This window comes from Bacillus niameyensis, from assembly GCF_001375535.1.
Classification (GTDB): Bacteria; Bacillota; Bacilli; order Bacillales; family Bacillaceae_C; genus Lederbergia; species Lederbergia niameyensis.
This window is the reverse complement of the sequence record NZ_LN831197.1, coordinates 1,298,059-1,320,730: the sequence shown is the minus strand read 5'-3', so window position 1 is coordinate 1,320,730 and position 22,672 is coordinate 1,298,059. Positions and strand designations below refer to the sequence as shown.

Below are 22,672 nucleotides of genomic sequence, written 5' to 3'. Positions count from 1 at the left end.
GCGCCTTCCAGATTGGAAAGCACTTTGATACATTTATAGTAGAAAACCCATCTGTTTAGCATTAAATATCAGTTCATCTTGAAACTTTGGGTGTGCGATTTCGATTAATGACTTTGTTCTTTCAAAGATACTTTTTCCTTTTAATTGGGCAATTCCATATTCCGTTACGATATAATCAACATCATTTTTGGAAGTTGTCACTACAGATCCCGGTGTTAGAGTAGGTTGGATTCTAGAAATAGTGTCATTTTTTGCTGTTGAATAGAGACAAATAAACCCTTTGCCATTTTTTGCAAAGCGAACACCTGCGCTAAAATCTGCTTGGCCACCAGTGGAGCTATAATATCTCCCAGCTATCGTCTCGGATGCACACTGTCCATAAAAGTCGACCTCGGTTGTAGCATTAATCGCAACGATATTATCCTCTTGTGCAATGATTCTTGGGTCATTTACTTTATCTACAGATAGCATTTCGATACTGTGGTTATTGTCCATAAAATCATATAGTTGTTTTGATCCTAAAGCAAAGGTAGCGACAATTTTTTCTTTATATGTCTTTTTTGCTGTACCTGTAATAACCCCTTGTTGAACTAAATTATATATTCCGTCTGTTAGCATTTCGGTATGGATGCCTAAATTTTGATGATGACTTAATAAGCCAACAACGGCATTCGGAATGCCGCCAATCCCTACTTGTAAAGTAGAGCCATGATCAATTCGTTCGGCTATCAATTCTGCAATTTTTTCGTCAATATTTCGTACTGTGATTTCTGGAAGTTCATGCAGGGGCTGATTATAATGAATCAATGCCTCAACTTGCGAAATATGAATTTTATTTTCTCCGATGCTTCGAGGTACGTGTTCATTGACTTGAATAACGAAAGGTGCCTTCCCAATAAAATGGGCTGTATAATCAGCTTCTGTTCCTAAAGAGAAGTAGCCATTTTCATCGATAGGTGATGTTTGACAGACGACAACAGGTTGCTCAGTAACTTCTTCCAAGAGTTGAGGCATCTGATGAAAATGATTGGGCATTAATTCACATCTTCCATTTGCAAATGCTTTTCTTGCAAATCCGTTCATAAAATAGGATATATAACGGATGTTTGGAAATTCGCCTTGAATATATTGACGGTTTTTCATTTCCAAAATTTGATGAATCCTTAAAGATGAGAAGGCACTAGGGTTCTCATCGATGATCTTTAAAATATAATCGGGTTCTCCATTCCCCATGGATATAATAACATCATGATATTTAGATAAAATAGACAGTATTTCATTGCGGTTTTTTTCCTTTTCTGTGATGTTCATCTTCGAAATCCTTTCTATAATCAAATATTCTGTAAAATTAATAGAAAAATAGCTTGTATACCGAGAATATACCAGCTATTAGTAGCAGGTGTCAATTTAGTCATGAAACAAGTATAAAATATAATCTACTTACAGTCACACGGATTTATTTTCTAATTTTGGATATTTTAAAAAGGAGGCTAAGATGATGGTGAGGTGAAGCTTGATGATTACGAAAAGGCATTTAGTATTTAATGTTGCTATCATAATAATTCCTTGGTTATCACTGCTATTTGTAGGGAAGCGTAATCTAAAACGTTATTTTATTGCTTCTGCTTTTATTGTTCCTTTTGAGATCATTAATCATATAATTGGGCATAAGAAGAAGTGGTGGAAATTTTACGAAAAGAGAAAATCATTTTTGCGTGATGAGCTTCCTTTTACTTTGGGTCCTTATTTTCCTATCTCCATGTGGATGTTGAAACTCTCGTATGGCAACTTTAAAAAATTTGTTGTGCTGAATGCAGTTGGAGATGGCCTTTTTGCATTTGTATTTATTAGTATTCTAAAAAGGTTTAAAATTATAGGTCTGAACAGATTAAGTCATTTTCAATTTTTTATTTACCTGTACTATAAAGCGTTTATTTTATATGGTGTACAATATTTGACTGAGAAAATATTTCGTCAAAAAGTTGAACAAAACAAAGTGGCACAGAGTTAATTTCTGTGCCACTTTATTACTTGAAGCTTTACCCTCTACTTGATCCTTTATTGCTCAGTTTGTTTAACTGTTGCGATATATGGTAAGTTACGGTACTTTTGAGCATAGTCAATCCCATAGCCTACAATGAACTCATCAGGGATGACAAATCCGACATAATCGACTGGGAGGTCAATTTTCCTTCTTTCGGGTTTATCTAATAGTGTACAGATTTTCACTTGTTTTGGTTTGTGCATTTTCAAGTGATCACGTAAGAAATGGAGAGTTAACCCGCTATCGATAATATCCTCAACAATAACGACATTTTTATCAGTGATATTAGCATCAAGATCTTTTAGTAGTTTTACTTTACCAGTACTTTCCGTTTGGTTGCTATAACTTGATACGGAAATAAAGTCAACTTGAACATTACCTTCCATAGCGCGCATTAAATCAGCAGCGAAAACGAAGGATCCTTTTAATACAACAATTAAAAAGACTGGTTCGTGATGGAAATCCTTTTCTATTTCCACCGCAAGCTCTTCCACACGTTTCTTTATCTCTGCTTCTGATATCATAATTTGATCTAGTTTGTAATTCATTTTCTTCCTTCTTTCAGTAAATTGCGGTAATATCACCAACTTAACAATGATTTTTCCAAGTTCATTATAGCATTAATATATTGTGGAGCAGGGAGCTTTTTCACTTTTAAGATAATCTTTCGTGCAATTTAATAAGAATAACTTCAGTTTGGGATCTACTTATTGGCAACTCCTTTTGTTGTTTCCCCAATAAAATAAAAGTAGAATAAGAAAAGAGTAATAGATACATATGTGTTAGAAGATGAATGCCTTTAGCTGATTGACGGGATTAGATGTATACATGACTATAATCCGGACAAGCTTGTTAAAAATAAACAGTTTATGAAAGTAGTTCAGTATATAAACAGAAAATGGAGATTAGTCACCTTTAAAAATGTCTTGTTATTAATGCAGGTATATAGTCTTGTGTGAGAGGTTGTGATGATTGACAATGGAATTAGCCTATTCCTCTGTTTTAACAGGGGCACCCTTTATGTTTTACGAGTTTAAATTGCTAGTTGCACTGAAGAATCAAGGAAATACAGACGAAGAAATTCGAACAAAGGTATTGAAAGAGAACCTATTTCAATTGGAAAAACTTTCTAGTATTAAAAGAGGACTACCTTATATTATAAAAAGGGTTAATGTCTTAGATAAGGCGTTGCGAAATTTTGTAATAGAGGAGCCGTTTAGTATGGGAAAAGTGATTAACCTTTATACTATTATGAAAACGGATCGGCTTTTTTTTGAGTTTATGAATGAGGTTGTAGCAGAGAAAATAGTGAATCAAAATTTATTATTAGAGAAAAAGGACATGAATACCTTTTTCGCTATAAAAGCTGAACAGAATGAAGCAATTAGCACTTGGACGGAACAGACTGTTCGGAAGTTGCAGCAAGTTCACACGAAAATACTGCTCGAAGTCGGAATATTAAAGGACAAGAAGAGTTGGGAACTTTCGAGATTAATAATAGATAATCAAATTAAAGATCACTTGATACAAATTGGTGATACAAAGTATATCCACGCACTTGCAGAATAATCGGATTGACACGAAACAACAGAAGAACTAGAGGTGTAAATGGTGAATTTGAATGCTAGGCTAGATCAAATCATTCCTAAGATCCAAGAAGATAAATTTATCGAAGGACGTGGGCTTGGGAATGAAATTAGCTTTTACGTCTTTGATTATCCACCAGAACAGGAGTTAGTAGTTAGGGATTATATCAAGCATGTAAAAAAAGAATTCAATTTTGAAGGATCGAATCGTGAAATTATTGAGTTTGATCTATATAAATTGTTATTAGAAATTACTAAAGAACGCAGAATCTTCGAACGGATTTTTGATATGGAGCGACGTCAAGGGAAAGAGCAACTATTTAAAGCGATGACCACTTTTGCAAAACCAGAAGTTTTTTTAAAGAAAATACAAGAGCAAATTGGAGACAACAATGTCGTGTTTCTAACTGGAATTGGAAAAGTGTACCCATTTTTACGTTCTCATACTATTTTAAATAATTTGCAGGAAGTACTTGATCATATTCCTGTCATTATGTTTTTTCCTGGGAAATATGATGGTCAATCACTACAATTATTTGGAAAATTTAAGGATGATAACTACTATCGTGCCTTTCGTTTAGTTGATTAAGAGGGGGATTTCGATGATTATTAAGGACATGTTTCAAAAAGATATAGAGCGCGATATTCGGGGGGTCATTAAAGTAGCTCAACAAGATGAAGATAATATTTATCAAGAGCTAGATGAGTATGTTGTGACACGTGAGCTTCAAAAACATCTCTCCAAATTTTACGAGAATTATCAAAAAGGCATTAATGGTATGACTGACAAAATGGGTGTCTGGATTTCGGGTTTCTTCGGATCTGGTAAATCCCATTTCTTAAAAATACTCGCTTATTTACTAGAAAACAAAACAGTAAAAGGGAAGCAAGCGATTGATTTCTTTAAAGGCAAGGTACAAGATTCAAACACGCTTGAAAATATGCAACGAACAGCAACTGTTGACACAGAAGTGATTTTATTTAATATCGACTCTAAAGGTTCACTTGATAATAAGTCGAAAGAAGATGCAATCCTTCGTGTTTTTATGAAAGTTTTCTATGAACATCGTGGCTATTATGGGGATATTCCTGGTGTCGCTGAAATGGAAAAATACCTTGATAAACAAGGAGTTTACGAGGGGTTTAAAACAGAATTCAAAGCACTTGCAGGAGAATCTTGGGAAGAACGGCGAAATAGCTTTTACTTTGATGCGGACTTTGTAATCGGAGCATTAACTAAAGTGACTGAAATGACTGAAGAATCGGCACGAAATTGGTTTGAAAATGGTGTCAATAATTTTGAGATAAGCATTGAAAAATTTGCTAAAGATGTGAACGAGTACGTCCAAAGTAAAAGCAAAGACTTTCATCTCATTTTCCTAGTAGATGAGATCGGCCAGTATATCGGTGATAACCGCAATTTAATGTTAAACTTGCAAACCGTTGCGGAGGATCTTGGCACACATTGTCATGGGAAAGTTTGGATCATGGTCACGTCACAAGAAAGTATTGATAGTATTATTAAAGTGAAAGGTGATGACTTTTCAAGAATTCAAGGTCGTTTTGATACAAGACTTTCATTATCATCTATTTCTGTTGATGAAGTCATCAAAAAGCGGATTCTGCTAAAGAAGGATTTTGTCAATGATCGTTTAAAGCTGCTATATCCAGAAAAAAGTGCCATTTTAAAGAACGTTATTAGTTTTCGGGAAAGCACAGCTGATTTGCGGGGATTTGATCATGAACAGGAATTTGCTGATGTATACCCGTTTATTCCTTATCAGTTTAAATTATTACAAAATGTATTTGAGCAAGTACGTAAGCACGGTTCCTCTGGCAAGCATTTATCAGAGGGAGAACGTTCTATGTTATCCGCATTTAAAGAAGCTGGTCTCTACTATAAAGAGGCAGAAGAAGGTACTCTTATTCCGTTTTATGCTTTCTACGATACGATTAAGGAATTTTTAAATCCGTCCATTTCTAGAGTGATTGAAGGCGCGTATGAAAATCCTGTTTTAAAAGATGACGAGTTTAACATAGATCTATTAAAAGTTCTATTTATGATTAAATATGTGAAAGAGTTGCCAGCTAATATCGATAATATCGCGACACTCATGGTGACACATATTGATGAAGATAAACTTCAGTTAAAAGAGAAAATTAAAGGAGCCTTGCGAAAATTAATTTCACAAACACTCGTTCAGAAAAATGGTGAGGATTATATCTTTTTAACGGATGATGAACAAGATATTAATCGTGAAATCAAATCTCTTACAATTGAAGATGATATTGTGAAACGAGATTTGGCTAACTATATTTACCAAGATTTGTACGATGAAAAACGATATCGCTATTCTAATCAATATTCATTTCCATTTAATCAAAAAATGGATGAAAAAAATTATGGCAATCAGACTTCCCATATTGGCGTGAATATTTTATCACCATTATCTGATCACTATCATAAATCTGAACAGGAATTAATGATGATGACCTCCGGTTCAAGTGAATTGATTATAAAACTTGGTGGTAATGATGCGTATATTGAGGAAGTCGAAGAAGCGCTTCGGATTGAAGAATTTAGAAGAAAGACTAATATGACGCAGCTTCCTGAAAATATCCAAAATATCTTAAATAATAAACAAGCAGAAGCCCGCGAAAGGCGGAGACGCGTTCGAGAACTATTAGAAGATGCGATAAAAGGAAGTCAATTCTTTATAAATGGAGATCAAATCGATATTAAAGGATCGTCTGTTCGAGAGAAAATCAATTCGGCCTTTAGTGTACTTGTGGAAAATGTTTACACGAAACTTGGCTATATGAAAGAACATATCGAAAATGAACAGGTCTTAATTCAGATACTTGCATCCGATGAGGAGCAAATGTCATTTGAGGATTCGTTCAAAATGAATCTAAATGATTTAGCTAAGCGAGAAGTGGCTGATTTTATTCACTTACAAGCAGATCTTAACAGTCAAGTTCGGGTCAAAATTTTATATGATCGTTTTGCTGATAAGCCGTATGGCTGGAAATTGCTTGATATTGCTGGACTAATTGCCCAGTTACTAAAAGAACAAAGGGTTCGTATTCGTTATAACGCGGAATACTTAGAACCTGTGGAACATGTCCAGAAGCTGCTTACTATTTTTACGAAAACGAGTGAAGCGGATAAAGCGATTGTGCTAAAAAGGGTTAAAGTGGATCAGAGGCTAATTAGAACGGCTAGAGGAATTTGTAAAGATGTATTTAATAAAACGGATTTAGCGGATGATGAAGACGGACTTTTAAAAGAAATTCGCATGCTAATTGAGAAACAGGTAACTGAAATTAAAGCGTACAAAGCTCGTTATGAAGGTAGAAAATATCCTGGTATAAGTTTATTAGATAAAGGCTTAGAGTACTTTGAACAATTTCACAATGGCTTGGACAATGTTTCTTTCTTCAGAAAGTTAACGGATCTCGAGGATAATCTTCTTGATTGGGAAGAAGATATTGTTTATGTAAAGAGTTTCTTTAGTACTGATCAGAAGAAGATTTTTGATGATGGCTTGGCAGCGCTGAATAAATACGATGAAAATCAAGCTTATTTATTCGGTGAAGCAGTGCAGGAAGTCGTCAAACAGCTCCGTGCTATCGTTCAAGATCCAATTCCATATAAAAGAATTAAGGACATTCCGGAATTGATTCATACGCTTGATGAGCAAATCAATGCTGTTTTAAAAGAAAAAAAGGAGAATGCGCATGTGAAGTTAAAAGAGGATCTAAGTTATTTATCCTTACTAACAGCGCAATACGGAGTATCGGATGCAACGAAACACGAAGTAGATCATTATTACGAAAATTTGAATGTTACTGTAGATCATTTTACTGATATTTTCAAAGTAGATGCGACCATATCTCAGAGCACAAGTTTTAAAGAAAGAATTGAAAGAACTATTCGAAGAGAAATGGCAGAATGGGAGAGGCAAGCGGAGGAAAAAGTTAGTTCAGATAAACCTGAGATTGAACGAGCTATTCCACATATTCAAAAGGAAACAGTCAACGTAGCGAAACTTGTTAATGTACGCACGCTTGCGACTGAAGCAGATGTTGATCATTATATCCAAAACTTGTCTTCCGAACTAAAGAAAATCATTAGGGCCAATAAGGAAATTGAATTTACTGACTAGTAGGAGGAGGGACTGAATGGATAAATCAGCTCTCAAAACCTTTGCAACAAGTGCTCGACGAGAATTGTTAAAAAAAGTCGAAGCAAGGGCGATGAAAATCGGGATTAATGAATACTCGATTAAAAAAGCGGAAATTGAAAGTTCGGACGCCATCTTTATTGATGGCAAACAGCTTTCAAAGGAAGAAAGACGACAAAGGAATCGTTTAATTGAGCGTATAAAACAAACTGGTTATAAACAAGTGATGGAAGAGGTAGCCTATGCGTGGTTCAATCGTTTTACTGCCCTTCGATTTATGGAAGTTAACGATTATTTACCGACAAAAGTACGTGTGCTCTCGTCGTCTTATTCGGACCATGCGGAACCAGATATGATGAAAGAGGCTTTATCCCTTGACTTAGAATTGGATAAAGAATATGTGTACGAATTAAAAATGGACAATCATTCAGAGGAATTGTTTAAATATCTGATTATTAAACATTGTAATGATTTAAATCGGTACATGCCATTTATGTTTGCAAAGATTGATGACTATTCGGAAATCCTTTTTCCAGAAGGACTGCTTGCGAGCGATTCTTTTGTGCGTTCAATGATAGTGGACGTCCCAGAATCTGATTGGAAGCAAATCGAAGTGATTGGTTGGCTTTATCAGTTTTATATTGCAGAGGAGAAAGATCGTGTTTTTAAGGAGAAAGGGAAGTATAAGCCTGAGGAAATTCCTTTTGCAACTCAATTATTCACTCCTGACTGGATAGTCCGTTATATGGTGCAAAATGCACTTGGCCGATATTGGATTGAAGCTCATCCAGAACATCGGGAGCTAAGAGCAGAGTGGGAATTTTATCTTGAGCATGAACAGGAAGATTTTCAAGAAAAAATCAAACCATATGTAAACAAAGAACTAAATGTAGAAGAGATTAAATGCTTCGATCCTGCCATGGGCAGCGGGCATATTCTCGTCTACATGTTTGATGTTCTTTATGAGATCTATAGTAAGTGTGGATACATAGAACGAGAAATACCAAGGCTCATTATTGAAAAAAATTTATACGGGCTTGATATCGATGATCGTGCATATCAGCTTGCATGTTTTTCCGTTGTAATGAAAGCAATGTCGTACAACCGACGCTTTTTAAGAAGTATTGAACGTGATGTTTTAACTCTGAATTTGGCTGCCATTCAAGAAACAAATAGTTGGAATGATGATGACATTGCCTATATTGCATCGGAATCTAATGGTGAAAACTTCGATTTTGTAAGAAGATTTTCTGAGCAATATATAAATGCGAAAACATTAGGTTCTTTAATTAGAGTGACGGAGAAAGACACGACCTTTTTAACTCGTCGTTTAGAAGAAATACATTCCCATAATATGGATGATTTATTTACAATTGAACATCGCGAGAAAGCTCTGGCGTTTCTTCCGGATTTACTAAAACAGACTAAAATTATGGGGCAGCCTTATGATATTGTAATCTTGAACCCGCCGTACATGGGGTCAGGAAGTATGAACAAAGAATTAGCAGATTTTTTGCGGAAAAACTACCCTGATTCAAAAGCAGATTTGTTTGCGGCGTTTATGGAAATCGATCATTTTGTAAAGGAAAATGGTTTTTATGCTGCGATTAATCAACATTCTTGGATGTTTTTATCAAGCTTTGAAAAATTACGTGAGAAAATTATTGAGCATCAATTCATTGACACTATGCTCCATTTAGGCCCGCGTGCCTTTGAAGAAATCGGCGGGGAAGTTGTTCAGTCAACGACTTTTGTTTTGAGAAATGTTCAACTTTTCAATGGTGAGGGAACGTATTTACGCTTGATAAACGAAAGAACAGCTGCTGAAAAGAGAGAAAAAACGATCCATGCTATTAATAATCCGGATATGCCATATCTGTACCGCTTTAATCAGAGCAACTTCAAACAAATCCCAGGGAGCCCGATTGCTTACTGGGTAAGTGATTCTTTTCGGAACGCCTTTATTCACGAAAGTATTGAAGATTTTGCGAGTCCGAAGCAAGGTTTGATTACAGGCGATAATGATCGATTTCTTAAGCTTTGGTTTGAAGTAGACCGAACTAAGTTTAATACATCACAGCCAAATAACCGCGATTTTAAATGGTACCCATTCAATAAAGGGGGAAGTTACCGAAAGTGGTATGGAAATCGGGAGTATGTAATTAACTGGGAAAATGATGGATTTGAGATTAAAAACTTTAAAGATGAAAAAGGAAAATTACGTTCACGACCACAAAATCTTTCGTACAATTTTCAAAAGGCAGTTAGCTGGTCGTTAATTTCGACTGGGAATTTTAGTGTTCGATATTATGATGAGCTATTTCTATTTAATGTGGCGGGTATTAGTTGCTTCCCTAGTCCGGAAAAAATTAATTACTTACTCGGATTTTTGAATACGAACTTGGCTGAAAAGTTTACGAAATTCATTAATCCAACTTTAAATATGAATGTTGGCGATATTGCAAACTTGCCTCTGATTATTTCCAACGAAGATAAAGAGCGGATTGATGAATTGGTAGAACAAAATATTGCCATTTCAAAAATAGATTGGGATAGTTATGAGACAAGTTGGGATTATGAAAAACATCCATTATTGAAATTTCCAACTAAAAAGATAGAAGATTCTTATAGGCTATGGGAACAGTTCACAGAATCGCAGTTTCAGAAATTGAAGTCTAATGAGGAAGAATTGAATCAAATTTTCATTAGGATTTATAACTTAGAAACTGAGTTGACTCCTGAAGTAGAGGAGGAGAAAATAACGATTCGTAAGGCAGATTTGGAACGGGAGATTAAAAGCTTTATTTCCTATGCGATAGGCTGTTCATTTGGTCGATATTCTCTTGATAAGCGTGGTCTAATATATGCAGGCGGTGATTTTAACCAAGCTAAGTATGCAAGTTTTACTGTAGATCAAGATAATATTTTGCCACTCTTATCTGGCAGTTACTTTGAGGATGATGTTGTTTCTCGATTTATTAAGTTTATTAAGTTAGCCTTTAGTGAGGAAAATCTTAACGATAATTTAGCTTTTATCGTAGATGTCCTTGGTCAGAAAAAAGGTGAAACGGTAAAAGAAACATTGCGCCGCTATTTTCTAAATGACTTTTATAAAGATCATTTGAAGACATATAGCAAGCGCCCGATCTATTGGTTGCTGACATCTGGTAAGGAGAAGGCATTTAACTGTTTGATCTACTATCATCGTTATGATAAAACAACATTGTCTCGCATTCGGACAGACTATTTGCATGAATATCAAATTCGTCTTGATTCTGAAAAGAAGGACCTTCTGGCTGTGATTGAAGGTGATTCTGCGGCAAAAGAAATTAGTCAAGCGAAGAGGGAATTAAAATCGCTCGATAAGAAGATTGATGAGTTAAAGGCCTATGATGAGCTGCTTCACCACATGGCTGATCGCCAAATGGAGTTGGATTTAGATGATGGAATTAAGTTGAATTACGTGAAGTTAGCGAGTCTAGTTGCAAAAATATAAAAAAAGATACATCGGCTCCTGCTGGTGTATCTTTTCATCTATAATGTTTGTAGAAAGCAGGTGAAGTCCTTGAACATCAACCAAATCGAATCTGCTTTGTCAGATATTTTTAAGGAACCATGCATAGAAGGTGAACTTCGAAAACTTGTATTCTGGGTAGACAAGGATCATGAGTTTGTTGGCGATATTGAGAATTTATCTGTTGAAGGGATTAAGATTCTTACATTGACAGAGCATAATCAATTTTACACGAAATATTTACTTGAGGAAGAAGAACCGACGACCTCTTATCTTATTTATACAACTATGGAACTAAATGTAGAAGATAATTGGTTAGCGGATACAGTTCTTTATTCTAAAATATTTTATGCCGATCGGATTTCACTTATATTGAGTGAACTACAAATTGATCCATCGCTTCGAACCGTTATAAAAAAATATGAGCGCTTTTTTAATAATAAGGAACGTTTCCGAAAATTTGCAGCCTTGAATATAGAATCATTTAGTGAAGAAATGATTGAACTTGCTATCATGAGTGTCCTTTGTAATGTCAAAACTCCTAGCTTTGAATCTGTTTTAAAAGCTATCTTAATGGATACGCTGGATGACAACAAAAATAAATACTTGAACCTGATTGAGAAGTTTTTTCATATAAATGTATTTTGGTCGTATGTTGAAAAGTACTATGGCTATGACAAGGCTGAAAAAAAGTTAGAATCATTATTCATCCATCTAGTTGTAACAGCTTTGAGCCAATCAATAGACGAAGAAAATCTTAAAGATTTAGCTGATTTTATTTCCAAACGTAATAAAGCGAATGCCCTCGTATTTATTGACCATTGGATGCATCATATGCAAGATTCTCTCGTATTTAACAAATATGCTGAGATGGTTGAAGAAGAAATTCAGCTTCCTGCTATAATCAAAACTTTAGATGTCGATACTTTTAAACAAGCTGATATTTTTCCTTACATTGACCGAGCGATCATCATGTACATTGCCAATGGACTTTTGATGCAACTGGAAGATTATGATGAATACATAAAACTTATCAAATTAAGAAGAGCGAAGCATTATTATGAGAAATATGCATCGGTCTATGAAGCTCTCTATTACACGGTGAAAATGCATGAGTTTTATAAAGAAAAACACCAAACAATTCCTCAAGGGTATGCATCCGATTTATACCAATTATATGTGAATGAATATTATTTGATGGATACTTATTATCGGAAGTTTTATGTTGCTTATGATCAGGATACTAATCATGATTTATTGAAAAAATTAAAAAGTCTCGTTGAAAATTTATATACGAATTGGTATATGGGCGAATTAAGTACGCATTGGTCCCAAGCGGTTTCTCCAGAAATGGCTAGAAATTGGTCACTTCCAGGTGTGAAAAACCAGCAAGACTTTTATTCCTCTGTCATCCATCCTAGAATTCAAAATGGCGATCGGGTTTTTGTGATTGTATCTGATGCGCTTCGCTATGAGATTGGTGTCGAATTGGCAGAACGTTTAAATACAGAGACGATGGGACTCTGTGAGATTGAAACGCTACTAAGCGTAGTGCCTTCCATTACCAAACTTGGAATGCCAGCACTTCTTCCTCATAAGGAAATAGATATTGATTTGAATGGTCGTGTGTTCGTTGATGGGATTAATGGAGCTGGACTAGAAAATAGAAGGAAGATCATCGAATCAAAGGTGGAAGATAGCATAGCCATACATTATCAAGCAATACTAGCTATGAATAAGACTGGAAGAAGAGAAACCTTTAAAGGGAAGAAGATGATCTATATATATCACGATACGATTGATGCGATGGGTGATAAAGCTTCAACCGAGATATATACGTTTAATGCGGTGGAAACAGCTTTGAATCAATTGTATGATCTAGTGAAAATAATTCGAGATGATTTGAGTGCAACAAATGTTTTTATTACCTCCGATCATGGTTTCCTATACCAACGTGAGGCGTTAGAGGAAAATGATAAGATTGGTCAAAACTTCATCAATGCACTTGAGGTGAAGCGCCGCTATATATTATCAAAAGAAAAGAGCGAACGTCCTGGACAGTTGGCAATTGATCTTTCTTCAATTATCGAAAATAATGAGCAATTAACTGCCTATGTACCGAAGGCAACGTTCCGATATAAAATGCAAGGTTCAGGGATAAACTTTGTTCATGGTGGAGCAAGTCTTCAAGAAATTGTTGTGCCACTGTTGATGTATCAAAATAAACGGATGGGTCAAAAGGGTGCGAAGGCAATTGAGAAAGTTGAAATTAAATTAACAAATACAGCACGTAAAATAACAAACAGCATTTTTAATTTGGATTTTTTCCAGACAGAAAAAGTCGAAGATAAGTTGATACCGCGAACCGTTGTAATTTTTATGGCTGATGATGAAGGAAATGTTTTATCTAATGAGGAAACTATTATCGGAGATCGTACTAGTCATAATCCAGCGGAGCGGACTTTTAAGTTAAGGTTTATTCTAAAAAGTATGGCGTATGATCGACAAAAAACATATTATCTTATGATGAAAGATAGTGATACAGGGGAAACAGTTGAAAAGATTCCATTTACAATCAATTTAAATCTGGTCAGTGATTTTGACTTTTGATCAGGCAGTTTCCAAGATCGACGTTAAGAAATATACTGGGGCAAAGAAAGGCGTTTTTTGCTTCAGTATATTTGACTCCTAGCTAGAAAAGTAAGTACAATGTTTTACTTATCTCTACAGGCTACAAATTAAAGAAAGAACCCAATTGCATCACAATTGGGTTCTTTCTTTATTGATAGACTTTTATTTTAACAGTTCGAACGCCCCAGTTTAGAGCTTTATTTTTAGTAGACATATGAAGGTCAATTTTATTCCCCTTCATAGCTCCTCCCGTATCTCCAGCAATTGCTTCTCCATAGCCTTCCACCCATACTTTTGTACCGAGTGGAATAACTTTTGGATCAACGGAAATGACTTTGGCATTCGGGTTTTTCTTTAAATTAATACCAGTAGCTGTAATACCGCTGCAACCTTTGCAACTTGCCGTATAGGCTGTTGCTTTAACTGTTAATGTTTTATAAGTAGTTTTTTTACTTGCTGATTTTTTGGCTGTTGTTGTTTTCTTACTCGTACTAGCTTTTTTAGTAGCTGGTTTGACGACTTTTAACACTTGATTAGGCTTGATTAAATCTGATTTTAAACCATTCCAGCTTTTTAGCTGTGAAACACTTATTTTATGTATTGTTGCGATTTTCCAAAGTGAATCGCCTTTTTTTACTTTATATGTACTTGAAGCCGCAGAAGAAACTCCTGAGAAGCTAAATAGTAGAAAACTAGTTGCAATGATAGAGATGATGAGTTTTTTCATATATTGAATCCCCTTTCGTCATCATAGGAAAATTATAACAGGGAAATATGACAAAACGGTTTCAAAATGGTACTAGTTTTATTACAGATTTCACTCGACAAAATTCGGGGCGTGTCAGGCACTTACCTAAAAAACGCATTAAAAATATCGAAATTTCTTCCGATACTATATATGGAGAATTTCCTGGGAAAGTAGAGCGGGAACTCAAATTGAGTTTCCCTTTTTTTGAAAGTTCCTTTTTCCGACATCGAAGAAAAAACAGAATGAGAAGGTGATCTTTTGAAACGAATACTGGTACTTAGCATACTTTTGCTAGTTGCCTTTAGTTTAGTTGCTTGCGGTGAAGATAAATCGAGCAGAGAGACTCAAAATGATGTGATAAAAAATCAAGCTACTGAGCCAATTGAGGATGTTGAAGTTTCGAAGCCTCCAGTCCAGCTGCCTATTATTACGTTAAGTGATGATGTGAAGTCTTTATTTAATGAAGAGATTTATTCGGACTGGCTACCCACTATTGATAATGATATATCAAAAGAAAAATTAGCAAACCACAAACCAATCAATCTTTTATTTGTGCTCCAATCGGATCAATCTATGACTTTTTCTATGTTAGCAGTTGATCCAGAAAAAGAGGATATGGAGCTGATTATTATACCAGGTGAAATGAATACGACGCTGAAATATAAAAATGGTGGAGATAATTTGTTCGCAGCTTATTATCAAGGCGAAGGAAGTTATTCAGCTGCCGCAGTTAGAACTGTACTTGGGGTGGATGTTGATTTTCAACTGACGATCGATACGAATGGTATTAAGGATATTGTCGATGGGATTGGGCAAATTACAGTTGATAGCGAGCGCTTTAAAAATAATAGTGATGAAGCAGAGAAATTGGATCGTGATGGAATCGATGATTATCTTTATAGTAATTTCGCTAATTCGGACATAGTTTATAAGCAACACAAAGTCATTGAGGCAGCTATAAAGAATATTCTTCAGGATAATTCATCCGAAAAATTAGCAACGGCTATTGAAATTATGAGTACAAATTCATACATGGATACAAATGCAGAATTTGTTGATCTGAAGAATTTATTGACGGATTATGATATTTTTTCGAAGAACATTGAGACCTATGAACTTAGTATTGGAAATATTGGTTATGTAAAAAAGGAAGAAGTCGAAAAAGTAAAAGGAATGCTTGGAAATAATGCTTACTTTTCTGAAGGGCGTTATGAGAAGGCAGAGCCAATGGAAGACATTGAAATTAGGAGGGATAACTTATCATTTGGAGTCCCAGTACAGCCTTTAAGTGATTTAAAGTATGTTAATGATGATTATGGCTTTTCACTACAATTACCTGATTCATGGAAAGAGCGCTATATTGTTTGGAATATAGAAAACTCTGAAGTACAAGGACCAAAAGAGGCTTCTGATACAATAGTATTTAGTATGGTTGATGATGGAAAGTACATTGGTGATTGTTTTTACATTTATGTGTATGAAGGATCGGTAGACGAAGTAAAGGCATACTATGAAAATACCCCGATGTTTGAGGAGTTTATTACAGCTCGGGATAATGTTTCCCTAGTTTATAACCGCCCTGCAGAGTTACCGCCGCAGCTATTTGAAGAGCCATATCTTGATCTAGCTGACCGTTATGCTGATATGGTTAATGAGGATTCAGAGGAGATTTTAAAAACAGTAAAATTTGAATAAGTCTATCGTATAAGTGGGATTCCGTCTTAGTACAGGGATCCCTTTTTGTATATAATGAAATAAATCTACATATAGATTGCGTGAGGTTGGTCATGAAGAGTTTCACTTGGTGAAATCAACTAACAGACTATGATTCTTCGTTAATGCTGCTTTTATGAAAAAAATAAAAAGTGAGGGATCCATGGTGAATGATCGAAGTATTGAGTTAATAAATGTAGTCAAAAATTATGTTAATGAGTTGGAACTTTCGATTAAATTTGCCTATGTAGGCGGATCTGTAGGAAGAGGCGATGCAGATCAGTTTAGTGATATTGATTTGACGGTATTTACTGAGTCATCTGTAAAAACAGAATCGATAAATGTCCTTTACGATGGTGAAATTATTCAAATTGACATCTTACATATGAACGAATTTCCATCTGTTCAATTTATAATGAACTCGCCATGGAATTATAGGTTTTTAAATGAAATAACTATTATTAGAGATAGGGAGGGGGAACTTTGTAAAATAAGGGATTGGGCTAGTGACTATTTTCATACGAAACAAGGTAAGAGAAAGATGATAGAACAGGTTTCTGAAATTGTTCAAGAAAGGAATTTGTTTGCCCTTGATTGTGTGAAAAATCAAAAGTCCTATTCGGCGATGAATGCTGCTTTGGGGGCGTGGGCGGAGGCAGGATTTTTATATTTATTTTTAAAATGCGGTTCACTATCAACTGGTTCCTTATTCCCGCAAATAGAAAAGATGGAAAATCATTTTAAGGAATTTAAACAAGTCTGTCCTTTTGTGATTAAACAAGATTTACTACAACTTTCTACTACTCTTTCAAATTTTCGAACGTTTTTAAGAAAACAAGGATATTCATATGAATTTGGTTTATCTAAACTCCAAGATATTTTATGCGAAAGGAAAATCCAAAGATTACTCAGTCAACAAGATTATTATAACTTAATGTGGCAGATGTACGGTGAAGTTTTTTGGTTATATTTAGAAACATCAGATGGGTTAGCTTTTGAAAACTATTTTGAGAATTTACCAATTGAACTGCAAGAAGGTTTATCTAAAATGGGGTTTATTCCTTTAGGAAACGAAGAAGTTAAAAAATTATGTAGTTTAACTGATGAACTTTTAACTCTTTGTCATCTAAATTAAAATGAAAGTTTGAGGGAAAAAGCAGGAGTTTAAGTATTGAAATGGTATTTTTACTATGAATGATTAAAAAATATATGAGGTTAGGAGATTATATGAAATGAAAGCTCAAATTAGTTTGCTTACGATTTTGACAGACAATGTTCCAGAAATGGCGAATTTTTACGAAAAAGTCTTAGGATTTCAAGTGGAAGATAACTCAGAAAACTATGTAGCTCTAAAAAACGATGGAGTTCGATTTTCAATTTGTTCTCGACAAATTATGTTAGATGTAACTGGTGGCCACGCTAGCTATAAAGAAGAAAAACAAGGACAAGCTTTTGAACTCGCATTTCCATGTAATACACCTGAGGAAGTTATGCAGTCCTATAAGGAAATTATTGAGAAGGGGGCTACACCTGTTAAAGAACCTACACAAATGCCTTGGGGCCAGACGACTGCTTTTTTCGCAGATCCGGATGGGAATATTCATGAGTTATTCTGTTAATGTGTGAAAATATTTTTGACTCAGGAGGCTACGATGAATTTACCAAATAAAATCACTGTAACAAGAATATTCTTTATTCCAGTATTTTTAATCTTTTTAATAGCGCCAATTCCACTTGGAGAAATGCACATAAAAGGAACGGATCTATCTATTGCACATTTTATTGCAGCAATCATATTTATTATTGCATCTGCAACTGATGGATTAGATGGATACTATGCTAGAAAATATAATTTAATTACGGATTTTGGTAAGTTTTTGGATCCGCTAGCAGATAAGTTATTAATAGCTGCTGCATTAATCGCTTTAGTTGAGCTACAAGTAGTACCTGGATGGATTGCTGCTATTATTTTAAGCCGAGAATTCGCGGTTACAGCTCTACGGCTGATGGCCGTGAAAAAAGGCATTGTCATCGCGGCGAGTAACATTGCAAAGTGGAAGACTAGAATTCAAATAATTTCTATCTCAGCATTGCTATTGCAAAATTACCCGTTTATCTACATTGGCATTCCTTTCGATATTTTAAGTTTATGGTTAGCGATGGTGATCACGTTAATTTCGGGTTGGGATTATTTCGTCAAGAATAAACGCATTATTCTAAAAAACGGCATAGCAGATTTTAAAAAAAAGAGCAACGACCAGAAGGTTCTGAAAAACCCTCATTAAAATCTAATATCTTTAAAGCAGAATGGTACTTGATAAAGCGTCACTAATCGAGTTGGTATTTTTTTAAAACGCCGGAAGATAGGGGGAATCGGAACCTTAGTAGTTTGTGAACTTTTCAAACATCGGAAGCAAGTAGGATTGGGGCTTCGGGCGTTTCAAACGCCCGGAGAAAGAGAAAAATCGAAGCCACAGTCGCTTGAGAGCTTTTCAAAAATCCGGAAGCAAATGAAAAAACAAAGTCACGGGCGTATTATGGATAAATCACGTATTGAGCTTGGATTTAAATTTTTGCTATTTAAATAGTACTCGTTTCATGTAGATAAGGACTTAGTTTAAACGTGATAAAATTTAAAAGCGCCCGTCTTATTGGCAAAATGCTCTGAGGTAAGGAAAAGTGATTTTTGTTGATTGTGTTATATTTCCCACGTAAACCATCTACCGTGGCCATCCGTTTCACCTATTTTTTTTGTGTATTCTTTTCCATTCAGATAATAATCAAGATGTAAGTCTCGATCCCATATATTATTGTATATGTGGAAGATTTCCCTCTTTTGGCCAATCTCTTTCACACTTTCAACTAACGTTCTTCTCGTTTCTATCGGCATTTGGTTGGCTACGTGAGTATGAAAAATGCAAATGGTGTGTTCTGTTGCAATATTCTTTGCTAAATCTTTTAGTAAGCCTACACCGTTCCCTTCGATTAATTCTAACTTACTTTCTCGCACATAATTGGCTGCTTTTGCAAACAGAGATCTCCTTTCATGGTGATTAGGCCAAATAAGCGAATTTAGCCAGAGAAAATCATCATCATTTGATAAATCAATAACATTAAGATCAATTCCAATCCTTGACGCTACAGGTGGCGGAGGTCCGTGTAAAAATGGGATGCTGCCACCTTTTATATCAGAGGATATATGAACTTTAGAATTTTGATTGCCAAAAACTTCAGATGTCCCGTAAGAATAACTATATTGGTCCCATAAAAGCTGTAAACCAGCACTAGTTCCAATTTCGATTAAAGCTAATGGTCTTTTAGTTATTTCAAAAACGTGTTTAAAAGCGGGATACAGATACGAACAACGTCTCACTTCATTAGTCTGGACTAATCTGCTTTTTAAAATATCTATAATTTCTTTTACATAACGTTGGCAGAAATTTTTAAATGCTAGAAATGAATCATTCGGTATCCTTGGATTTGTAACTATACTTGGATAATATTCTTTTAATTGATGGACATTTCCTTTTAATAATAAGTAATGAACGGCACCCAAAAACAAATTAGGAATTGGTTGGCCTTCTCTGGAGTTTGTAGCTAAATCAAGTAGATCCTTCTCTTCAGCGATTGCCAGAGAAAGAGATTTATATAATTCGCTTGAACCTTCACATTCTTTTTGTGCAAAATCAATAAATTTTTGAGAAAGATCGATTTCCAATATAATTCTCCTCTAATTAACGGGCATTTTTATTATTATTTTACCATCTGATGATGTATTTTGGAAACGCTCGCAAGTTTTCATTTGAGAGTGATATAATATAATGAATTAATTGAAATATTTGATATATGATAATAAAGGGACGTGAGTACATGCAAAATCCTTTAACTTTTATTGATTGGATGGACGTGAATGCTAGCTTAAATAAGTTACTTAGTTTTCAAGAAACTCTACAGATTCTTCCGATGAATTCTGGGTTTGAAGCTGAAGTTGTAAAAATTTGCTTAGATAAAGAGTGTTTCGTACTTAAAACATGGAATAAGAGCTCCAAGCCAGATATACAATTCCAGTATCAATTGTTGAAAAGACTTTCAGAATATGGCCAGTTTGTTTCCAAACCTGTTTCTTGGGGGATCGATAAAGACGGGAACCAAGCTTTGCTAACTCCATTTGATGGATATCCACTTCGTAAAATTGATAATGAAATGCTAAAGGAAATTGCTACCATTTTCACTAGTATTCATCAAATTCCAATTAGAGATTTGGTAGATTTAAATATTCCAAAATACGAATTCATTAACTATTTTTTTCCAGATATCTGTAACTACCCAGACCTTTATCCGCTTTTAATTCATATAGTGGACGCGGCCAGTTTGCGACAAGATCGGCTCATCCATGGTGACTTTCATTTGGAAAATATAGTCGGAGATCAAGGGGAACTAAAAGTTATTGATTGGACAAACGGGCAGCTTGGAGACTCAAGGTATGATTTTATCTGGTCACTGGCACTTTCGAAAATATATAATCCGATCAATGAATTTCCTCCCATTTTCGCATCTACTTATTTATTACAACTTCCAATGGAAAAAGATGAGATTGATATTTTTGAAGCACTAGCTTATATGAGATGGATTTTACTGTATCGAAACGGTCATGTACCTGTGATCCATAATACGATTAAAAAAGTAAGAGAGTTCATAAGCAACAATCGATATCTAAAAGAAAAAGACTTGTTGTGAAAAAATGGAAATATATTACAAGGTATGAAGCAAGGGAGTAGAGAAAAATGAAGGATTACATAATCCCAGCATTAATTTCTTTTGTAGCAGTTGTTATTTTATCACCATTATTAATTAGATTTTTGAAAAATATGGAACTTATTCAACCTATTAGAAAAGAATTACCTGAAAATCATCAACTAAAAAAAGGCACTCCATTAATGTTTGGAGTGATCCTCTTTGTTGGAATTGTCGTTGCATTGTTTTATTATCCTACTCCATTTATGTTTTTCTTATCCATTACTTATATTTTATTTAGTTTTATTGGCTTTTTAGACGATTTTTGGAAAGCCTCTCGGAAGGATCCCGGAGGCGTCTCTGGCAAGACAAAGTTAATTTTCCAATTTGTTTTTACAGGTCTTTTGCTTTTATATATTATTTGGGAGTTAGGATTAGATACTGAAATTCACATTTATAAAAATCTTTCTTTTGAGCTTCCCATAGTACTTTATATCATCATTATCGCTTTATTTGTAGTAGGTTCGGCTAATGCTATTAATTTTACGGATGGTTTGGACGGTCTTTTAGGAATTGTGGCGATACCTACGTATTTTTTCTTTTTTATGATATCAGAGAGGGTAGAGGTGCAAGCATTTAGTTTAATTATGATTGGCTGCTTGTTAGGTTTTCTCATCTATAATATCTTTCCCGCTAAAGCGTTTATGGGGGATACTGGTTCTTTGGCGATTGGTGGCTCACTTTCTATTCTAGCTGTCTTGGAAAAGGTAGAAATTTTAATTCCGGTATTATTTTTAATTTATTTTGCAGAACAGTTATCTGTCATTCTACAAGTCTTTTATTTTAAGCGTACAGGTAAAAGGATTTTCAGAATGACCCCGATCCATTACCATTTTGGTTTAAAATACGGATGGTCAGAAACGTCGATTGTAACGATATTTGGATTTATCTCTTGGGTTTGTACATTTATCTGTTTTGTTTATTGGCGATATCTCCTTCATTCATGAATGGAGCAAGAGTCATGCCTAGGATTAGTAACGGAAACCAAGCAATACAGACAACGATGGAAAGTAAAAAGGGACGGGAATCTGCAACCGCATAAAGTGAGGCGCTTAGGAAAAATCCAACCAATAAGTAAAGAACGGTTATTTCCATAAAGATCAGACTCCTTTTTAACAGTATATGGAGAATGATTGGGAATGTTTGGGGAAAAGGAGTGGCCCTTCATTTTGTGTTCATGCACAACTAATAAGTGGCTTTGAATTGGGGACTAGTCTTAAGGCTGTTTTATCCTTTAGCAGTCTAATAGAATATGAAAATCTGTTTTGTATTGACTGATAACAAGATAAATAATAAAATTAAGAAAAATAAAACTTATTTTTTTAAGGGAATAACAACAGTAGTATCTGAATTGAATAAAAGAGACAAAAAATTTAAGTTCGTTTACATTTGTTGGCGAAATCACGGGTTTCCCGTCCTTTAGGATGAATTTATGGGGGCCTTTTATTTTATATT

The 22,672-nt window shown here is 34.8% G+C and carries 17 protein-coding genes; 12 read left to right on the top strand and 5 right to left on the bottom strand.

What is annotated here, in order from left to right; all coding sequences use genetic code 11:
* Nucleotides 1–33 precede the first annotated feature (33 nt).
* Nucleotides 34–1,311: an acetyl-CoA hydrolase/transferase family protein gene (locus BN1243_RS06470; protein ID WP_062105400.1), complete on the bottom strand. Its 1,278-nt coding sequence runs from the start codon at nucleotides 1,309–1,311 to the stop codon at nucleotides 34–36.
* Between the two features lie 205 nt (nucleotides 1,312–1,516).
* Between BN1243_RS06470 and BN1243_RS06465 the strand changes: the two genes are divergently transcribed.
* Nucleotides 1,517–2,011: a hypothetical protein gene (locus BN1243_RS06465; RefSeq protein WP_062105399.1), complete on the top strand. Its 495-nt coding sequence runs from the start codon at nucleotides 1,517–1,519 to the stop codon at nucleotides 2,009–2,011.
* 47 nt (nucleotides 2,012–2,058) lie between these two features.
* Here BN1243_RS06465 and hpt read toward each other — a convergent pair whose 3' ends face one another.
* Entirely contained in the window at nucleotides 2,059–2,592 is a 534-nt protein-coding gene (gene hpt / locus BN1243_RS06460) for a hypoxanthine phosphoribosyltransferase (protein ID WP_062105398.1), read from the bottom strand.
* A 430-nt stretch (nucleotides 2,593–3,022) separates the two neighbouring features.
* Here hpt and BN1243_RS06455 point away from each other — a divergent pair, with 430 nt between their 5' ends.
* From BN1243_RS06455 to pglZ, 5 genes are all read left to right on the top strand, one after another.
* Nucleotides 3,023–3,613 (top strand): DUF1819 family protein, encoded by a 591-nt coding sequence (locus BN1243_RS06455; protein ID WP_230200298.1) that lies wholly within the window; start codon nucleotides 3,023–3,025, stop codon nucleotides 3,611–3,613.
* Between the two features lie 39 nt (nucleotides 3,614–3,652).
* The gene (locus tag BN1243_RS06450; RefSeq protein ID WP_062105396.1) at nucleotides 3,653–4,219 is read left to right on the top strand and encodes a DUF1788 domain-containing protein; all 567 of its coding nucleotides are present in this window, start codon (nucleotides 3,653–3,655) and stop codon (nucleotides 4,217–4,219) included.
* A gap of 13 nt (nucleotides 4,220–4,232) precedes the next feature.
* Entirely contained in the window at nucleotides 4,233–7,799 is a 3,567-nt protein-coding gene (gene brxC, locus BN1243_RS06445) for a BREX system P-loop protein BrxC (RefSeq protein ID WP_062105395.1), read from the top strand.
* 16 nt (nucleotides 7,800–7,815) lie between these two features.
* Nucleotides 7,816–11,313, top strand: coding sequence for a BREX-1 system adenine-specific DNA-methyltransferase PglX (gene pglX, locus BN1243_RS06440; RefSeq protein ID WP_062105394.1), 3,498 nt, complete (start codon nucleotides 7,816–7,818; stop codon nucleotides 11,311–11,313).
* Between the two features lie 69 nt (nucleotides 11,314–11,382).
* On the top strand, nucleotides 11,383–13,941 hold the full coding sequence (gene pglZ, locus BN1243_RS06435; protein WP_062105393.1) for a BREX-1 system phosphatase PglZ type A: 2,559 nt from the start codon (nucleotides 11,383–11,385) through the stop codon (nucleotides 13,939–13,941).
* 169 nt (nucleotides 13,942–14,110) lie between these two features.
* Here pglZ and BN1243_RS06430 read toward each other — a convergent pair whose 3' ends face one another.
* The gene (locus BN1243_RS06430; RefSeq protein ID WP_062105392.1) at nucleotides 14,111–14,689 is read right to left on the bottom strand and encodes a 3D domain-containing protein; all 579 of its coding nucleotides are present in this window, start codon (nucleotides 14,687–14,689) and stop codon (nucleotides 14,111–14,113) included.
* Between the two features lie 279 nt (nucleotides 14,690–14,968).
* Here BN1243_RS06430 and BN1243_RS06425 point away from each other — a divergent pair, with 279 nt between their 5' ends.
* The 4 genes from BN1243_RS06425 (at nucleotide 14,969) to pgsA (ending at nucleotide 18,708) form a co-directional block, all read left to right on the top strand.
* Entirely contained in the window at nucleotides 14,969–16,405 is a 1,437-nt protein-coding gene (locus tag BN1243_RS06425; RefSeq protein ID WP_062105391.1) for an LCP family glycopolymer transferase, read from the top strand.
* Between the two features lie 154 nt (nucleotides 16,406–16,559).
* Nucleotides 16,560–17,558, top strand: a complete 999-nt coding sequence (locus BN1243_RS06420) for a nucleotidyltransferase domain-containing protein (RefSeq protein ID WP_084781833.1) — start codon at nucleotides 16,560–16,562, stop codon at nucleotides 17,556–17,558.
* Nucleotides 17,559–17,655: 97 nt separating this feature from the next.
* A complete protein-coding gene (locus tag BN1243_RS06415) occupies nucleotides 17,656–18,042 on the top strand; it encodes a VOC family protein (RefSeq protein ID WP_062105389.1) in 387 nt (128 codons plus the stop codon).
* A gap of 33 nt (nucleotides 18,043–18,075) precedes the next feature.
* Nucleotides 18,076–18,708, top strand: a complete 633-nt coding sequence (gene pgsA, locus BN1243_RS06410) for a CDP-diacylglycerol--glycerol-3-phosphate 3-phosphatidyltransferase (protein ID WP_062105388.1) — start codon at nucleotides 18,076–18,078, stop codon at nucleotides 18,706–18,708.
* A gap of 413 nt (nucleotides 18,709–19,121) precedes the next feature.
* On the opposite strand, the gene BN1243_RS06405 is transcribed toward pgsA, so the two are convergent.
* Nucleotides 19,122–20,147 carry a DUF2332 domain-containing protein gene (locus BN1243_RS06405; protein ID WP_195892151.1) on the bottom strand — a complete coding sequence of 342 codons (1,026 nt, stop codon included), beginning with the start codon at nucleotides 20,145–20,147 and terminating at the stop codon, nucleotides 19,122–19,124.
* A 146-nt stretch (nucleotides 20,148–20,293) separates the two neighbouring features.
* Here BN1243_RS06405 and BN1243_RS06400 point away from each other — a divergent pair, with 146 nt between their 5' ends.
* Complete coding sequence (locus tag BN1243_RS06400) at nucleotides 20,294–21,160, top strand: phosphotransferase (protein ID WP_062105386.1); 867 nt, start codon at nucleotides 20,294–20,296, stop codon at nucleotides 21,158–21,160.
* Nucleotides 21,161–21,207: 47 nt separating this feature from the next.
* Nucleotides 21,208–22,164 carry a phospho-N-acetylmuramoyl-pentapeptide-transferase gene (mraY, locus tag BN1243_RS06395; RefSeq protein WP_062105385.1) on the top strand — a complete coding sequence of 319 codons (957 nt, stop codon included), beginning with the start codon at nucleotides 21,208–21,210 and terminating at the stop codon, nucleotides 22,162–22,164.
* On the opposite strand, the gene BN1243_RS06390 is transcribed toward mraY, so the two are convergent.
* The gene (locus BN1243_RS06390) at nucleotides 22,124–22,312 is read right to left on the bottom strand and encodes a hypothetical protein (RefSeq protein ID WP_062105384.1); all 189 of its coding nucleotides are present in this window, start codon (nucleotides 22,310–22,312) and stop codon (nucleotides 22,124–22,126) included. The two genes, mraY and BN1243_RS06390, sit on opposite strands and share 41 nt — an antisense overlap.
* Nucleotides 22,313–22,672 lie beyond the last annotated feature (360 nt).

What these genes read in the sequence shown, in the direction of transcription:
- BN1243_RS06420 (WP_084781833.1), top strand. Translation starts at nt 16,560, where the DNA reads ATGAAAAAAATAAAAAGTGAGGGATCCATGGTGAATGATCGAAGTATT.
- hpt (WP_062105398.1), bottom strand. Translation starts at nt 2,592, where the DNA reads ATGAATTACAAACTAGATCAAATTATGATATCAGAAGCAGAGATAAAG.
- pgsA (WP_062105388.1), top strand. Translation starts at nt 18,076, where the DNA reads ATGAATTTACCAAATAAAATCACTGTAACAAGAATATTCTTTATTCCA.
- pglX (WP_062105394.1), top strand. Translation starts at nt 7,816, where the DNA reads ATGGATAAATCAGCTCTCAAAACCTTTGCAACAAGTGCTCGACGAGAA.
- mraY (WP_062105385.1), top strand. Translation starts at nt 21,208, where the DNA reads ATGAAGGATTACATAATCCCAGCATTAATTTCTTTTGTAGCAGTTGTT.
- BN1243_RS06400 (WP_062105386.1), top strand. Translation starts at nt 20,294, where the DNA reads ATGCAAAATCCTTTAACTTTTATTGATTGGATGGACGTGAATGCTAGC.
- BN1243_RS06415 (WP_062105389.1), top strand. Translation starts at nt 17,656, where the DNA reads ATGAAAGCTCAAATTAGTTTGCTTACGATTTTGACAGACAATGTTCCA.
- brxC (WP_062105395.1), top strand. Translation starts at nt 4,233, where the DNA reads ATGATTATTAAGGACATGTTTCAAAAAGATATAGAGCGCGATATTCGG.
- BN1243_RS06430 (WP_062105392.1), bottom strand. Translation starts at nt 14,689, where the DNA reads ATGAAAAAACTCATCATCTCTATCATTGCAACTAGTTTTCTACTATTT.
- BN1243_RS06450 (WP_062105396.1), top strand. Translation starts at nt 3,653, where the DNA reads ATGGTGAATTTGAATGCTAGGCTAGATCAAATCATTCCTAAGATCCAA.
- BN1243_RS06390 (WP_062105384.1), bottom strand. Translation starts at nt 22,312, where the DNA reads ATGGAAATAACCGTTCTTTACTTATTGGTTGGATTTTTCCTAAGCGCC.
- BN1243_RS06465 (WP_062105399.1), top strand. Translation starts at nt 1,517, where the DNA reads ATGATTACGAAAAGGCATTTAGTATTTAATGTTGCTATCATAATAATT.
- BN1243_RS06455 (WP_230200298.1), top strand. Translation starts at nt 3,023, where the DNA reads ATGGAATTAGCCTATTCCTCTGTTTTAACAGGGGCACCCTTTATGTTT.
- BN1243_RS06470 (WP_062105400.1), bottom strand. Translation starts at nt 1,311, where the DNA reads ATGAACATCACAGAAAAGGAAAAAAACCGCAATGAAATACTGTCTATT.